18 protein-coding genes are annotated in these 15,351 nt (G+C 51.6%); 2 read left to right on the top strand and 16 right to left on the bottom strand.

The window, feature by feature from the left end:
• Nucleotides 1–64: 64 nt before the first annotated feature.
• Genes dolP through lpoA form a run of 4 tightly spaced genes read right to left on the bottom strand, consistent with a single transcriptional unit; the run spans nt 65 to nt 3,649 of the window.
• The gene (gene dolP / locus A9587_RS07140) at nt 65–640 is read right to left on the bottom strand and encodes a division/outer membrane stress-associated lipid-binding lipoprotein (protein WP_000646038.1); all 576 of its coding nucleotides are present in this window, start codon (nt 638–640) and stop codon (nt 65–67) included.
• A gap of 9 nt (nt 641–649) precedes the next feature.
• The gene (gene diaA, locus A9587_RS07135; protein ID WP_000893477.1) at nt 650–1,240 is read right to left on the bottom strand and encodes a DnaA initiator-associating protein DiaA; all 591 of its coding nucleotides are present in this window, start codon (nt 1,238–1,240) and stop codon (nt 650–652) included.
• A gap of 19 nt (nt 1,241–1,259) precedes the next feature.
• A complete protein-coding gene (locus tag A9587_RS07130; protein WP_105263752.1) occupies nt 1,260–1,655 on the bottom strand; it encodes a YraN family protein in 396 nt (131 codons plus the stop codon).
• Nucleotides 1,613–3,649: a penicillin-binding protein activator LpoA gene (gene lpoA, locus A9587_RS07125; protein ID WP_105263753.1), complete on the bottom strand. Its 2,037-nt coding sequence runs from the start codon at nt 3,647–3,649 to the stop codon at nt 1,613–1,615. Before lpoA ends, A9587_RS07130 begins: the two co-directional genes overlap by 43 nt.
• 64 nt (nt 3,650–3,713) lie before the next feature.
• Between lpoA and rsmI the strand changes: the two genes are divergently transcribed.
• Nucleotides 3,714–4,577 (top strand): 16S rRNA (cytidine(1402)-2'-O)-methyltransferase, encoded by an 864-nt coding sequence (gene rsmI / locus A9587_RS07120; RefSeq protein ID WP_000809251.1) that lies wholly within the window; start codon nt 3,714–3,716, stop codon nt 4,575–4,577.
• Between the two features lie 65 nt (nt 4,578–4,642).
• On the opposite strand, the gene A9587_RS07115 is transcribed toward rsmI, so the two are convergent.
• The 12 genes from A9587_RS07115 to kbaZ form a co-directional block, all read right to left on the bottom strand.
• Complete coding sequence (locus A9587_RS07115; RefSeq protein ID WP_105263754.1) at nt 4,643–5,356, bottom strand: galactosamine-6-phosphate isomerase; 714 nt, start codon at nt 5,354–5,356, stop codon at nt 4,643–4,645.
• Nucleotides 5,357–5,584: 228 nt separating this feature from the next.
• Nucleotides 5,585–6,376: a PTS galactosamine transporter subunit IID gene (agaD, locus tag A9587_RS07110; RefSeq protein WP_000534352.1), complete on the bottom strand. Its 792-nt coding sequence runs from the start codon at nt 6,374–6,376 to the stop codon at nt 5,585–5,587.
• Entirely contained in the window at nt 6,366–7,169 is an 804-nt protein-coding gene (agaC, locus tag A9587_RS07105) for a PTS galactosamine transporter subunit IIC (protein WP_000544465.1), read from the bottom strand. Before agaC ends, agaD begins: the two co-directional genes overlap by 11 nt.
• Nucleotides 7,170–7,207: 38 nt before the next feature.
• Nucleotides 7,208–7,684: a PTS galactosamine transporter subunit IIB gene (gene agaB / locus A9587_RS07100; RefSeq protein ID WP_000098037.1), complete on the bottom strand. Its 477-nt coding sequence runs from the start codon at nt 7,682–7,684 to the stop codon at nt 7,208–7,210.
• 167 nt (nt 7,685–7,851) lie between these two features.
• Entirely contained in the window at nt 7,852–8,712 is an 861-nt protein-coding gene (kbaY, locus tag A9587_RS07095) for a tagatose-bisphosphate aldolase subunit KbaY (protein ID WP_001517149.1), read from the bottom strand.
• A gap of 12 nt (nt 8,713–8,724) precedes the next feature.
• Nucleotides 8,725–9,879: an AgaS family sugar isomerase gene (locus A9587_RS07090; RefSeq protein ID WP_061091065.1), complete on the bottom strand. Its 1,155-nt coding sequence runs from the start codon at nt 9,877–9,879 to the stop codon at nt 8,725–8,727.
• Between the two features lie 90 nt (nt 9,880–9,969).
• Nucleotides 9,970–10,311 carry a hypothetical protein gene (locus A9587_RS24640; RefSeq protein ID WP_133053299.1) on the bottom strand — a complete coding sequence of 114 codons (342 nt, stop codon included), beginning with the start codon at nt 10,309–10,311 and terminating at the stop codon, nt 9,970–9,972.
• 32 nt (nt 10,312–10,343) lie between these two features.
• Nucleotides 10,344–10,778 (bottom strand): PTS galactosamine/N-acetylgalactosamine transporter subunit IIA, encoded by a 435-nt coding sequence (gene agaF / locus A9587_RS07085; RefSeq protein WP_105263755.1) that lies wholly within the window; start codon nt 10,776–10,778, stop codon nt 10,344–10,346.
• 17 nt (nt 10,779–10,795) lie between these two features.
• Nucleotides 10,796–11,674, bottom strand: coding sequence for a PTS N-acetylgalactosamine transporter subunit IID (agaE, locus tag A9587_RS07080; protein ID WP_010379159.1), 879 nt, complete (start codon nt 11,672–11,674; stop codon nt 10,796–10,798).
• The gene (agaW, locus tag A9587_RS07075; protein WP_000406200.1) at nt 11,664–12,443 is read right to left on the bottom strand and encodes a PTS N-acetylgalactosamine transporter subunit IIC; all 780 of its coding nucleotides are present in this window, start codon (nt 12,441–12,443) and stop codon (nt 11,664–11,666) included. The genes agaE and agaW overlap by 11 nt, the downstream gene beginning before the upstream one ends.
• Before the next feature lie 10 nt (nt 12,444–12,453).
• Complete coding sequence (gene agaV / locus A9587_RS07070) at nt 12,454–12,927, bottom strand: PTS N-acetylgalactosamine transporter subunit IIB (protein ID WP_016249235.1); 474 nt, start codon at nt 12,925–12,927, stop codon at nt 12,454–12,456.
• A 26-nt stretch (nt 12,928–12,953) separates the two neighbouring features.
• Complete coding sequence (gene kbaZ / locus A9587_RS07065) at nt 12,954–14,234, bottom strand: tagatose-bisphosphate aldolase subunit KbaZ (RefSeq protein ID WP_016262581.1); 1,281 nt, start codon at nt 14,232–14,234, stop codon at nt 12,954–12,956.
• A 248-nt stretch (nt 14,235–14,482) separates the two neighbouring features.
• On the opposite strand from kbaZ, the gene agaR reads away from it, so the two are divergent.
• Entirely contained in the window at nt 14,483–15,307 is an 825-nt protein-coding gene (gene agaR / locus A9587_RS07055) for an aga operon transcriptional regulator AgaR (RefSeq protein ID WP_000072182.1), read from the top strand.
• The last annotated feature ends 44 nt before the right edge of the window (nt 15,308–15,351 follow it).

Here is a 15,351-nt window from a genome sequence, read left to right as displayed (position 1 = left end):
TGGTTTGTGCCATTGTAGGCCTGATAAGACGCGGCAGCGTCGCATCAGGCTTTACAAAGAGCTGTTATTTAATAAACGTAAATGCCGTGGTCACACGTTTCACACCACTCACCCGGCTGGCAATATCTGCCGCCGCTTTCGCCTCACGCTCAGTCACCAGCCCCATCAGGAACACTTCGCCGTTTTCGGTGGTTACTTTCACGTTAGACGATTTCACCAGGTCGCTTGCCAGCAACTGCGAGCGAACTTTAGTGGTGATCCACGTATCATTCGACGCTTCGCCCAGACCAATTGGTTGGCCCTGACGAATCTCGTTATACACTTCGTTGGCACCGTCTACGCCCATCGCAATCTGTTTTGCACGAGCCGAAAGTTCGGTGTTTGGTGACTGCCCAACCAGCAGCACTTTGCCCTGATAGGCCGTTACATTAATGCGCGCTTCTTTCTTAATTTGTTCATCTTTCGACAATGCGCTGTTAACGCGCACTTCCAGGGTGCCATCGTCCACCTGGGTGCCGACACTGCGCGGATCGGTCGCTGCTTTAGTTCCCACAGCGGCTGTACCCACTACGGCAGCAGCAACACAACCTTGCAACAGCAGTGCGGAAATAAGGACTGCGATTGGCGATAATGCCTTCATGTATTCTCCTTAATCATCCTGGTGAGGGAAAAGCGTGTTATCGATCAGATCGCACAGGCAATTTACCGTCAGCATGTGCATTTCTTGAATGCGAGCACTACGATGCGAAGGAATACGGATCTCCACGTCTTGCGGCCCTAACAACCCTGCAAGTTCACCGCCGTCATAGCCGGTTAATGCCACAATAGTCATATCACGCGTAACGGCGGCTTCAACAGCTTTAACGATATCGCGGCTGTTACCGCGAGTAGAAATGGCTAACAGCACATCTCCCGCATGTCCCAGCGCCCGTACCTGTTTTGCATATACTTCATCATGCAAGCGATCATTGGCAATCGCCGTTAAGACAACATTATCAGTATTTAGTGCAATGGCAGGTAAGCTGGGCCGCTCCGTTTCGAAACGGTTGATCATGCTGGCAGCAAAATGCTGTGCGTTGGCAGCGGAAGTCCCATTACCACAACAGAGGATTTTGTTGCCATTAAGCAGAGACTGAACCAGCGTCATGGCTGCACGGGAGATGGCATCCGGAAGCGCCTCTGCCGCCGCAATTTGAGTTTGAATGCTTTCAGTGAAGCAAGCTTTTATTCTTTCTAGCACGCTAATCCTTAAACCTTAATTATGAGTGGTCATTAAAGGCATCCTTAATCCACTCAACATCATTCCCGGTGAAGGCTACCACATCGAACCGGCAATCCACAGTATCAAAACTCCCATTATGGCGCGCGAGCCACAAGCGGGCAGTCTGTAATAATTTGTGTTGTTTGCTACGGGTCACACTGGCTGCTGCGCCGCCGTAGAGTGCAGAGCGGCGGTAACGCACCTCGACAAAAACGGTGGTCTGGCCTTCACGCATTATCAGATCGATCTCGCCGCTACGCTCGTTCACGTTGGCGGCGACAAACTGCAGTCCTTTGCCTTCCAGCCAGCGACGCGCTTGTTTTTCCCACGCATCGCCGGTCTGTTTAGTGGTTAACTGGCGGGGACTACCTGACCTTGTTGGTACTGTAGCCATGATAACTTCCTGTTAATCACGCAATCCGGGTTAGCCGTCAGACCTCCGGTATTACCGTTGATTTCAAACCCCTGAACCTGGCGCATTTGCGAGAAATGATTCGCCAGTGACCAGGCATCGACACCCATTGCATACATTCGCGCCAGCGAATAATCGTTGTTCACAGCACTGAGTGCCTGCTGCATTAATGACAGGTTACTCCCTGCCAGCATTGGGATTTCACTGTACTGTAAACCTTCCATCTCCAGGCGGAAATCAGGACCCGCGGAGCCTTGTGCGCTGCGGGAGCTGGCGTACAGCGTTGCGCCGCTCTGGCTGCCGTTACGCATGGTAATCATCGGCTTGATGAAGGCGATTTCGCCTGGCGTTGCCACAATGTATACCGCATCGACACGACCGCCATTATTGGTGAACTGGTCATCGGTTGGCGTGGTTTGCAGCGTTGGGTTGTTTGTGGTCATGCCGGAACCGGTTGTCGTTCTGGGGGTAATCGGACTCCCCGTTAAAGCGATACCTGAACCGCCGTTGACACCCGCGCGTAATTCGCTGGTAGAGCCGAATTTTTGTTGTAGAACGGTGCCGCCGCCCAGTTTCTGCCACTCTTGCGCAAACGCATTTGCTACGCGATCACCCAGCGAACTGCGCGGGATCAGCACCAGCGGCGCTTGTTTGCCCTGGTCACGAATATGACGTGCTGCATCGCGCGCTTCATCTTCCGGCGACAGCGCGAAATAACAGATGTTGGCACGGTTTTCGATATTTTCCGGCTGGTTAAGCGCCAGCACGTTCAGCGGGGTGTTGCTCTTCAGCAACTCTTCAACGTTATTTTTCAGCAGCGGGCCGACCACAATACTCGCGCCGTCCTGCTGTACCTGGTTGAGGATCTGGCTAAGCGGTTGTGAAGAAGTATCGTAGATTTTCAGTTCTGCTGACGGATTTGCTGGTGCGCTTACTGCTGCGGTGGTTGCAGTTGGGGTGTTTACAGGCACCGGCTGTGCCTCGGTTTCTTCACCCGTCAGATCGCTAACAGAGGCCTGTGCCGGGCTGGCAACGCCATCCACGGTTTGCGGTTGGGGCTGTTCTGTGACGTCCGCGGCAGGTGCGGCAGCTACCTGCGCTGCTACTGGTTGAGTACCGATATTTTTCGCCGCTTCAAATCCTTGCTGAATAGTGCGACCAAACACCGCGGCCTGACCATTCAACGGCAACAGCAGGGCGATTTTATTGGTTGACGCTGGTTTAAACGCTTTTACGTTTACCAACTGCGTTGGCAGCATTTTCGCGCCCGGATTGTTCGGGTAACGTTTCTGCCAGTCGGCAATGCCGGCCTTCATCATGTCGGGATCGTTGCGGTTATCAAACCAGACGCGTTGCAGATCCAGCCAGCCTTGCAGGATATTTTCGTCGGCGTTGATCACCAGCGTATTCGCCTGCTCCTGAGTCATGGAGGAGAGCGCCTGCCAGGTAGCGTCAATATTTTGCTGTTTTTCTTTCGCCCCGAGCAGCGGTTCCTGAGCAATTAAAGCGCGCAATAAATCAATGGAAGGACGCCCCTGGCTGGCATCGATTTTTGCCTGCCAGTAACGTGCCTGCTGGTTTGGCTCTAAATCTGCCGGAGTAATTTTAACCAGCAAGGTTTGCGCGCCAGTAAAATCTTTCTGTGCCAGTTTAATTTCTACTGCCAGCAGAGTTTTCTCGCGACGCTGGGTATCGTTCAGTTCCTGCGGCAGTTGGTTAAATAATTCTACCGCTTGCCCGGTTTTACCTTCTTTCACCAGTGCACGAATGGCGAGTAATTGCCAGTTGATCCTGGTATCATCAGAGCTTTGCTGCATCTGCTGCAGATAAAAGGCAGAATCAGCCTGCGCCGTGCCCTGCATATAGGCAGTGGACTGATCGGGGGTATGGGTGCCACAACCGGCGAAAATCAGGGCTGCCAGAACAACAGGCAGACAACGCGCGGCTTTCAAACGAGAAAATGTTGAGGGTACCATAATGTATCCAGTGATATTTTTTTTACGCAATGCTCAATATTAAATCGGCAATACGGACGACACAATGAAACAACACCAATCGGCGGATAATTCTCAAGGTCAGCTCTACATTGTACCGACGCCAATCGGCAATCTGGCAGATATCACCCAGCGTGCGCTGGAGGTATTGCAGGCCGTTGATCTGATTGCCGCCGAGGATACGCGTCATACCGGTTTACTGCTGCAACATTTTGGGATTAACGCCCGATTGTTCGCCTTGCACGACCATAACGAACAACAGAAAGCAGAAACACTGCTGGCGAAACTGCAAGAGGGGCAAAACATTGCGCTGGTGTCCGATGCCGGAACGCCGCTGATTAACGACCCTGGCTACCATCTGGTGCGCACCTGCCGTGAAGCGGATATTCGCGTGGTGCCGCTACCGGGGCCGTGTGCTGCCATTACAGCATTAAGCGCCGCGGGTTTGCCATCAGATCGTTTTTGTTATGAAGGTTTCCTGCCTGCTAAATCAAAAGGTCGCCGTGATGCGCTAAAAGCCATTGAAACGGAACCGCGCACGCTGATTTTTTATGAATCCACCCACCGTCTGTTAGACAGCCTGGAAGATATTGTCGCGGTGCTGGGCGAATCGCGCTACGTAGTGCTGGCTCGCGAACTGACCAAAACCTGGGAAAACATTCACGGCGCGCCCGTAGGCGAACTGCTGGCGTGGGTAAAAGAAGATGAAAATCGCCGCAAAGGTGAAATGGTGCTGATTGTCGAAGGGCATAAAGCACAGGAGGATGATTTGCCCGCCGATGCGCTGCGCACGCTGGCGCTGTTGCAGGCAGAACTGCCGCTGAAAAAAGCGGCGGCGCTGGCAGCAGAAATTCACGGCGTGAAGAAAAACGCGCTGTATAAGTATGCGCTGGAGCAGCAAGGGGAGTGATATATCTCCGTGGCCCCGTTTGAAGAACCCAGGGGCCACTTGCTTTTGCCTGGCTTAGGGGGATGTCAACGATGACGCATCCCATCAATCAAACATGTGAAATGGTTATGTAGCCATAAAAACGAAGCGGGGATAGTGGTGGAGACTGTGGCTGTGAGAAAACGTTCTGTCGCATCCTGCTTTCCTTCGCCAGTCACCAGTAGCAAAACTTCGCGGGCATTGAGAATATCCTTCAAGCCTAAGGTGATCCCCCGGGTCACGGGGTGACCAGCGGTTTTTAACATCTCATGTTGCTGGGTTTTCACATCAAGTTGGCTGATATGGCAGGCCGGTTGCAGGCTTTCTCCCGGTTCGTTCAGTCCCAGATGACCGTTTTTCCCCAATCCGAGAACGCACAAATCGAGACCACCTTTGCGTGCAATTAAATCCGTTACCCGCTCGCACTCTGTCTCGTTTATCCCTTCGGAACGAAAGCTGATGAGCTGGTCTTCACGTAACCCCAGCGGCTGCACGATATGTTGCTGAAGGAAGGTTTCGCAGGTGCCGGGCGCGGTTAATGGCAGATCTACCCATTCGTCGAGCTTCACGAAGGTCAGTTGGCTGGCATCAACGTGCTGCTGGTGGATTTTTTCCACCAGATAACTGTAGGTAAGCACGGGGGTTGCGCCGGTCGCGAGGCAGATGACTGCATTGGGTTTGTTGCGGATTAACGTCAGCAAATGTTCGCTGGCGTGTTCACTGAGCGCAGTGTAGTCATCGAAGTGCTGTAAGGTTTGCATGAGGAGAAATTCCTTGTGTAGAGAGGCACCGTCAGGCGCGATGCGAAGACCGATGACAAACGCTAAATTGCCTGATGCGCTACGCTTATCAGGCCTACGTGATCTCTGCAATATATTGAATTTGTGTGCTTTTGTAGGCCGGACAAGGCGTTCACGCCGCATCCGGCATGAACAAAGCGCACTTTGTCAACAATCTGAGGCACCGTCAGGCGCAGTGCCTCATTCCATTTACAAAATACCGAATGCGGAACAAACGATGGAAAGCACGAACGTGACGGCGATTAACAGCACCGGATGCGCTTTTTTCACCCGTAATAAGTAATACATCAACAGGGTGTAAGCCATCGGCAAAATATTCGGGAAGACTTTATCGAAGAAATCCTGTTGCAGCGCGACGCTGTGAGTACTGTCGATAGCAAACGACGTCACGACGTTAATATGTACATACGAAGCGATCAGCCCGCCGATTACCGTGATCCCGAGGATAGTTGCCGAACGGGCGATCATCTGCGAGTTCTCTCGCACTTTATCAATCGCCTTCACACCGACCGAATAACCAACGTGAGTCCAGCCAACGCGCAGGAAAAAGATAAGCAGGTAAACGGCGAAAAACAGAATCGGCCCCAACAGGTTTCCCTGGCTGGCAAACGATGAGCAAATCCCTGCCATAATCGGCAATAAGGTAAACCAGAAAATCGCATCGCCAATCCCGGCGATTGGGCCAAACAGCGCCACTTTGAGGCCTTTAATGGTGTCGCGATTTTCCCCTTTCTCTTCCATCGAAATGAGTAATCCCATCAGGAATCCGACCAGATTCGGGTGGGTGTTAATAAATTCGAGGTTATCTTTCATCGCCGCGCTTAAGCCCGGTTTGTCGTCCTTATAAATCTTTTTCAGGATCGGCAACATCGCCCAGGTAAATCCCCCCGCCTGCATCCTTTCGTAGTTAAAGCTCGCTTGCAGCAGCGATGAACGAAAGCCCAGACGGGTGATATCTTTTTTACTGATTTCAGATCCCATTGCTGTAGTCCTCTTCTTCATTTTTACTGGCAACGGGCTGCGGTTGCGCTTGCTGCCGGGATTTCGCATTGAAAAATTCATACACCGCAAAACCTGCCCCCAGTACGGCGACCGGTAACAGGTTGCTGACCTGGATGTAGCAAACAAACAGGAAACCGGCGATCAGGTAAGGGATGTATTGCGCTTTGAACATCACGCGCAGCAGCAGACCAAAACCAACGGCAGGTAAAATACCGCCGGCCACTTCAAAACCATGAGTCAACCAGGCTGGCATCGCCTTTACCAGCGCCTGCATCGCGCCTTGCGCCAGGTAGGTACAAAGAAACGCAATCACTGCATATGAAGAGGCAACAATCAGCATCGTTATCCAGTTAAGTCGGGAAAACGCGGCCGTATCCGCCTCTTTCGCGCATTTATCCGCTTTGGTCATAAATAATGAGAAAGCGGAATAGAAAAACAGAATGACGTACTGCATTAACAAACTAAACGGCAGGCCAAGACCAATTGCCGTTTTGGCATCCACCCCCGTAGACCACGCAATGACGGTAGTCATCAGACCCGCCATGATAGGGTTGGGCGGTTGAACACCACCGGCAGGGGTTAATCCGGCGAACGCCAGTTCTGTCAGACCACCGGTAATTAAGCCGGTCTGAATATCACCGAGTATTGCTCCAGTAAGGGTACAAACGATTATCGGACGGAATAAAAACAAGGCTTCCAGCCAAAAATCAATCCCCAGAACGAAAACTAATGCCGCCAGGGATAGCCCCTGAATTAGGGTTATTTCATGCATTTTTATTACCTCAAACCAATATTAAGGCGATTTTAGATTTAGTCAGGTATTTGTTCTTTTTGATCACCGGGGACGTCCTGAATAAAAACATTCACGCCGCGTTGCTTAATAAAACGTAAATCAGCGAGATCCTGAAAATCGACATAAACTTTACTGCTGATTTGCTTTTTCCCTTCCGAGAAATGCATATTGCCGACGTTAACGTCTTTCAGTTCTATTCCCCCTTCCACCAATTTACGTACTGTTTGCGGTGTACGGCAAATCAGGAATATCTTCTGATGTGGTGCAGCTTTGCCGATGACGTTAATGGTTTTTTCGACAGTAAAGAAACGAATGCCAAAACCGTAAGTTTCCGCGGTAATGCCCATTAATTTCTGTTGAATATCATCATTAGCGACAACATCATCCACGACCACCAGCAAATTTGCGCCGATGGTGGATGTCCAGGTAACGCCAACCTGGCCATGAACCAGACGATTATCAATACGGGTTAAGAGAATATTTGGACTGCTCATTTTTAATCCTCACCATAAAAGTTGAATAATATAATTTATTTAAATATATTACTGTTGCGATATTATATTGGTGTATTTATTAAATTTTAATAATCTCCTTTGCCATTAAGGCACTACCCGATATTAACCGGGCAGCACACTCAAATAAATCGTAAAAAAATCAATAATTACGCGGAAATTCTATTTTCTGAACCACAGACATTAATTTTGTTTCTGACAACTTCTTTCATTGCATCCATGCCGACGCGCATATAATAACGAGGATCATTACCTTGCGGATTTTCCGCAAACCAGGCTTTTACTGCGCCAGCGAAGGCTATTTTTAATTCCGTGGCAACGTTCACTTTTGTGACGCCAAGTTCAATAGTGCGACGGACAAATTCATCCGGGACATCGCTGGCACCATGCAGCACCAGTGGAATATCCACCACTTCACGAATTTCCGCCAGTCGCTGGAAATCAATCTTCGGCGTTTTGCTGTATAACCCGTGCGCCGTACCAATCGCCACCGCCAGGCTGTCGACGCCCGTTAGTTCGACAAAGCGTTTAGCTTCTTGTGGGTCGGTAAGGAACGCGCTTTCGGCGTCAACGCTCATATCATCTTCCACACCGCCCAGGCGGCCCAGTTCCGCTTCCACGCTGCAATCCTGCGAGTGGCAGAAGTCGACAACCGATTTCACCAGCTTCACGTTCTCGACAAACGGGAAGTGACTGCCGTCGATCATCGCACTGCGCACGCCGGCGTGGACTTTACGGCGAATATCATCCAGCGATTCGTGGTGGTCGAGATGCAGCGCGAGCGGCATGTTGTAGGTCGTGGAATAGGCGCTACACAGGGCGTAGATCTCTTCCAGGGCGATATGTTTAAAGGTGCCCGGCGTCCCGGCGAGGATCACCGGCGATCGCATTTCACTACATACTTCGAGGATCGCCTGGATCGTCTCGGCGTTATGAATGTTAAAGGCAGGCACTGCGTAACCATTGGCCAGGGCATCCTGTAACAGATATTTGGTGGAGATAATGCTCATAATGCGATCCTCTTATGCCTGCCACGGATGAATAATGACACCTTGCACCACACGGTTAACGGTGCCGCTGGCTGATGGGGTATCCGGCGTATTGCCCATATGCAGCGACTGCATCAGTGCAAACGTCTGAGCGTATATCAGGAAGCAAAATGCCTGCTCAACGTCGATAAAGTGACGGGACGGCGGCAGGATGATATGCGGACCCGCGGTGATAATGTCGTTGCTTTCAGAGGCGATGGCGATCACGCGCATTGCCTGGTTATCGCGGCGTAATTCTGCCAGCAGATCAAGATCATACTGACGGGTATAAGGGTGGCTGGAGACAAACACCACCACCAGCGTTTCGTCATTGACCAGCGATTTCGGGCCATGACGGAATCCGGTTGGGGAATCATAAAAGGCCGCCAGCTTACCCGCAGTCAGTTCCAGTACCTTCAACGCCGACTCGCGTGCCGCGCCCTGTAAGCCACCGCTGCCGAGATAAACGATCCGTTTCCACGGCGCGTAACCAAACACACCTTCGCTGAAATCGCCCAGCGAGGTCAGGATTACCTGGCAACGATCCGCCACGTCACGGAAGGTCTGGCTGTTGATCGTCTCTGGCGCGAAAACCGCGAGGCAACTGGCCATCATGGTGGTAATGCTGCTGGTCATCGCAAAGCCGCGATCGTGCGTTTCTGCTGGCATCAGCAGGGCAAACGCGTTGTCGCTGTTAATCGCGTTTTGATAGAGATCGCCCGCTTCGTTACAAGTGATCGGCAAGTGGTAGCACTCCGGCACAAACTGATTCGCCAGTTCCACGGCAGCGACGCTTTCTGGGCTGTTGCCGGAACGACCGAAGGAGATCAGCAGCAGAGGATGAGCTGGATTCAGGTAATCCATTGGATTAGTGACCAGATCGGTGGTCGGTACGGCGCTGAAGTTTTTTCCAGTCTGGCTGGCGAGCCATGGCGCGATGATGTCACCGATAAATGCCGAGGTTCCGGCTCCGGTCAGGATGATCCGCAGATCCTCTTTGCGCAGTAACGGTTCAAGGAAGTTATCGAGCGCAGAACGTAACGTGTCGATGTTGGTGAGCGAACGGATCCATGCGCGAGGCTGATGGCGGATCTCTTCTTCAGTCCATGTGCCGGTGGTTGCAGCAGCAGGGGTGTAATTTTCTGGCATAACGCAATCCTTAGTCTGATGAACTTGACTTCAGGCGGGTAGCTTTCGCTTGCCTTTCGTTTCATTTCACTTGGTTATTTCTTTCGTTGATTAAAATTTATAGAAAAGAAACTGAAAGTTCAATGGTGAAAAAAGAAATAAAACGAAATTTGTGATCGTTGAAAGAAAAGATAAGGGAAGTGAAAGGGATTGCATGATGGTGTAAATATCAGCACTGATTGCCGGATGCGGCGTAAACGCCTTATCCGCCTGGCTGTCACCAGCCGTAGGTCGGATAAGACATCCGACATTTACGCCGCAACGACGCTCCGTAGGTCGGATAAGACGCGTCAGCGTCGCATCCGACACCGGTGCAAAGGTCAAAACAAAAGAAAGACCTTGCGGGGGGAAGTGAAAGCCAGAAAAGAAACGAAAGTGTAAAACGTCACCCACTGTCTTTTACTAACAGCGGCGGGGCGCTTACCTTATATCCCTTCCTCGACCGGACATTCTTCATGGCAGCGATCCAGCTCGTCCACCAGACTGGTCAGCCCACGGTGTCCGCACTCCAACGCCTGCACGCGAAACTCTTCGCTACTTAACCCTTCACGTTCCAGCACCATCTCCAGTAACAGTTGCAAATTGGTGCCGGTGATCACTTCACAGCCCGGTTTTTGCATCGCCAGCGTTGAAGCCACGCGAAACGGCGTGCCGCCGAGCAAATCCGTCAGAAAAACAATGCCGTCTTCACAATCCAGTTGGGCGATGGCTTCTTCAAGCTGCGATGTAAGCAGCGCGGTGCTTGAGGTTTCCGGAAAATCGATGGCGATAAACTGCGATTGCTCACCGAGAATTTGTTTCATCGCTTTTTCCATGCCGCAGGCAAATCCGCCATGCCCTGTCAAAATAATACTTAACATCTATTACCTCATTGTATTTAAAGGAAATGGCAAAATTTACCGACGATGCCGAGAACCACCGTGATTGCAATCAGGCGCAACGGACTCCAGCCGCGACGTACCAGCCAGAACATGGTCAGGGTATAGGCCAGCGGTAAGAAGGCAGGCATCAGTTTGTCGATAACGTCAGCCTGCAACTTAACCACTGCGTCGCCCGCCGTGATTTCCAGAGTGGTGCTTAAACGGACATAGGTTGCAACCAGCGCGCCGATTACCGTCATCCCGACGATAGACGCCGCATGGCCGACTTTTTTGGTATTCGCTTTAATCAGCGGGATCGCCGCGACGCCCATGCGATAAGCGTAATGCGCAAGGCCAAAACGCAGACCGAGATGCACCACGTTGAACAGAACAATAAATACGACAGCGCCGAGAATAGATCCTTGCAACGCGAGACTGGCACCAATCCCGCCACAAATTGGTAGCAACGTCAGCCAGAACATCGCATCGCCAATCCCGCCCAGCGGCGCACCGACAGCAATCTTGGTGCTCTGAATACTGTTAACGTCCTGCTTGGAACGCTCCATCGCGAGGATAATGCCAATAACAAACGTCACCAGAAACGGGTGAGTATTGAAGAAACCCATATGCCCTTTCATGGCGCGCGCCAGGTCGCGTTTATTGGTGTGGATCTTTTTCAGTGCAGGTAACAGACCGTACAGCCAACCGGAAGCCTGCATACGTTCGTAGTTGAAAGAAGCCTGTAACAGCATGGAACGCCATGCGACGCGATTGATATCTTTTTTCGTTAGCTCTGCGCCAATGCTCTGATCTTCATATACGTTTTCATTGACGCCGTTCAGCAGTGTTTCTTCATTTTCGCTGACGTTCGGCAGGGTCGTTTGATTAGATGCCATCTTCAAATTCCTCTTTCTGTGCCGCAGGTTGAGTCGGTTCAGGAGATTTACGCAGCAGGTCGATCAGCGCCATCGCCAGCGCGGCGGCGGCAATAGCCAACACCGGTAACTTGAGCCAGGCGGCGGCAACGAACCCCAGGATGAAGTAAGGGATATAGACGTTTTTCATCATGATTTTCAGTAGTACGGCAAAACCGATTGCTGGCATGATGCCGCCCGCGACGCCGAGGCCGTCGATTAACCGTTGCGGCAGGACATCAATGATGGTTTTGGCATGTTCCGCACCGAAGTAAATTGGCAGGAAAGCGCAGAGAAAATAGAAGGTGCCGAGCGCCAGTAGCGCCAGATAGTTTACGCGCTCAATACCGCGCGTATCGGCATTCTCCGCCATTCGGTCGCAGCGGGACATCACACCAGACATCACCGAGAACAGGAAGGTAATCCCCATTTGTACCGCGACCGCGAAAGGTACGGCGACGCCGACCGCGACATCCGGTTTCACGCCGGTAGTGATGGCAAATGCCGTGCCGACGATAGTACCGATAATCACGTTAGGTGGCTGTGCGCCCGCCAGCGGAGCCAGCCCCATCCACACCAGCTCCAGTGTACCGCCAGTTAAAATACCGGTATGCAGATCGCCAAGTACCAGCCCGACCAACGGCCCGAGAACCACCGGGCGGTGTATATGGGTTAAGCCGTTAAACATATCCAGGCCAGCGATAAAGGCGATAATGCCCAACGCGAATGCCTGCAACAGACTGATTTCCATGATGAATCCCTCAAAGTAATTTAAAGAGGTCCACAGCAGGTTCTGTCGGGACGCCCTGAACGAAGCATTCCACCCCTGCGGATTTCAGGTCGTTAAATGCCGCGATATCGCCCGCATCCACAGAAACCGTTTTAGCGATTTGCTGTTTGCCATTGGCGTAGTGCATATTGCCAACGTTAATGCGGTTAACCGGAACGCCACCTTTAACCAGCGTCAGGAAATCGGCTGGTGTTTTACAAACCAGCAAGATTTTCTGCCGATCAGCAGCGCGGTGGATGTTGTCGATCACTTTTTGTAGTGCCCAGAAACGCACGGCGATCCCTTCTGCCAGCACCATTTCCATCAGGTTTTGTTGTACCGGATCTTCGGCAACCTCATCATTGGCTACCAGAACCAGATTTGCCCCCGCAAATCCAACCCACTGAACGCCGACCTGACCGTGAATCAAGCGTTCATCAATCCGGCTTAAAACAATATTTGGCATAGCGTGTTCCTCGTTTTTGTTATGGCTTACTGGCCTTCACAGGCAGCGTGGTACTGCGCCAGGATGTCCTGAATATGGTTAATAATGAGTGCCCGTGGCGTTGGCTGTAGCTCGCCGGAGCGAACTTTTACGTATTGCAGCGGCAGGTACTGGCTGATGAGTGGCTGCGGAATTGGCGCATCTGCCAGGTTGCGGACCAGGTGGGCGAAAGCATCATCAATCTGCCGGTCTGGCCAGTAATAACGCACGCGATCCGAGTAACTGTAGCCGCGTGCCAGACGACGCGCGTTCCCGTCCCCGTGGTAATGGCTTTGCCAGTATTCCGGACGGTCGAGCATCACGTTTTCCAGTACCTGACGCAGACCAGAACAGGCTTTTGCTGGCACCAGTTCTTCTTCGATAGCCGCCAGAGAAAACAGGGCTTCACGTAGGGCGAAGGTCAGCGCCGGGCCAACTTTCAGAATGGCAAAGTGGTCAATGACCAACTGGCGCAGCGATTGCGGTGTTTGATAATCGGTAGAATGAGCTTCGAAAATCAGTGTTTCGTAGTTTTCGACCATCTGACTTAAGGCGATCGCTTTTGCAGGCTGATAATCAATAACGTTGGTGTGATCGAATTCGACGCCGGGTTGTACCACCAGCGCAATAATACGTGGCCAGATGGCATTCAGACCTTGCTTTTCAAAAGCATGACGATGGGCTTCCAGCGTGGTGCGGGCGGCATCCGGTGTAGTCACTGCCAGTTCGCTTAAGGTTTCATGTGCGCCGCCAGGAACCGGAACTTCAGTTCCAATGACATACACCAGATCGGCCTCGCCAAAGTGTTCACGGCAGGTTTCTTCCGCCACTTTCGCCAGGCGAGCGGCGCGTTCAGCAACGATGTCATCGGTTAAGGGGATCGGATCGCCCTGACAGGACATGCTGCAATCAAGGTGAATTTTTTTGAATCCCGCCGTGACGTAGCTTTTTATCAAATCATCGGCATTAGCCATCGCCTGGGTTGCGGGCAGGTTTTGCCAGCGGTTAGGTCCCAGATGATCGCCACCGAGAATTAGCATGTCTTGTGGGAAATTCAGCGAGTCGGCAAGCTGGCAAACAAAGCCGCGAAAATCGGCAGGCGTCATTCCGGTATAACCGCCGAACTGATCCACCTGATTGGACGTTGCTTCAATCAGTAGTGGCGTTTGGTTTGAGAATGCGTAGCGGATGGCAGCTTCCAGCACCAGCGGATGTGCGGAACAAACGGCATAAATCCCATTTGTTTTGCCCCCTTTGTGCTGCCTCACCATTTCTGTCAGATGTTTCACTTTCCTCTCCAGTTTAGATTACTGCAACCTTGATCTTTCGTTTTGTTTCAATTGATACTGCGTCATGGTGAGATAAAAATAAAACGAAAGATAATAGTTTTCTGATCTGATTCACAAAAGAAACATAATGAAAGCTTCTGAAACGAGGGGCGCTTGCGTCAATGGGCAATGTGGGCTTGCATTTGGTTAATAGAAAGGCGTTAATAAGCAAAACGAAATGAAACGAAAGTTTTACGAAAGGACTTACTATGAGTAATACCGACGCTTCAGGCGAGAAGCGAGTAACAGGCACCAGTGAGAGACGAGAACAGATCATTCAGCGCCTGCGGCAGCAAGGAAGTGTGCAAGTTAATGATCTATCGGCATTGTACGGCGTTTCTACGGTGACGATCCGTAACGATCTGGCATTTCTGGAAAAGCAGGGGATCGCCGTGCGTGCTTATGGTGGCGCGTTGATCTGCGATAGCACGACACCGTCAGTCGAACCTTCGGTGGAAGATAAAAGTGCGCTCAACACTGCGATGAAACGCAGCGTTGCGAAAGCTGCTGTTGAGCTGATTAAGCCTGGCCATCGCGTGATCCTCGACTCCGGAACCACAACCTTTGAGATTGCCCGTCTGATGCGCAAGCATACTGACGTGATTGCGATGACCAACGGTATGAACGTGGCTAATGCTTTGCTGGAAGCTGAGGGCGTTGAGCTACTGATGACCGGCGGGCATTTGCGCCGTCAGTCACAATCTTTTTATGGCGATCAGGCTGAACAATCGCTGCAAAATTACCACTTCGACATGCTGTTTCTCGGTGTAGATGCTATCGATCTGGAGCGCGGCGTCAGTACGCACAATGAAGATGAAGCCCGTTTGAACCGCCGGATGTGCGAAGTTGCGGAACGGATCATCGTGGTCACAGATTCCAGTAAGTTCAATCGCTCCAGTTTACATAAGATCATTGATACCCAGCGGATCGATATGATCATTGTCGATGAAGGCATTCCTGCGGATAGTCTGGAAGGGCTACGAAAGGCCGGGGTTGAGGTGATTCTGGTCGGGGAGAACGCGTCTTCGCTATGACTTACTATGCCCGATAAACGTGTGCCATCGGGCATAATACAAAT

The organism is Escherichia sp. MOD1-EC6162, assembly GCF_002965125.1.
GTDB classification, from domain to species: Bacteria; Pseudomonadota; Gammaproteobacteria; order Enterobacterales; family Enterobacteriaceae; genus Escherichia; species Escherichia marmotae.
The sequence above is the reverse complement of the archived record's forward strand: the minus strand, read 5'-3'. Positions and strand labels throughout refer to the sequence as shown.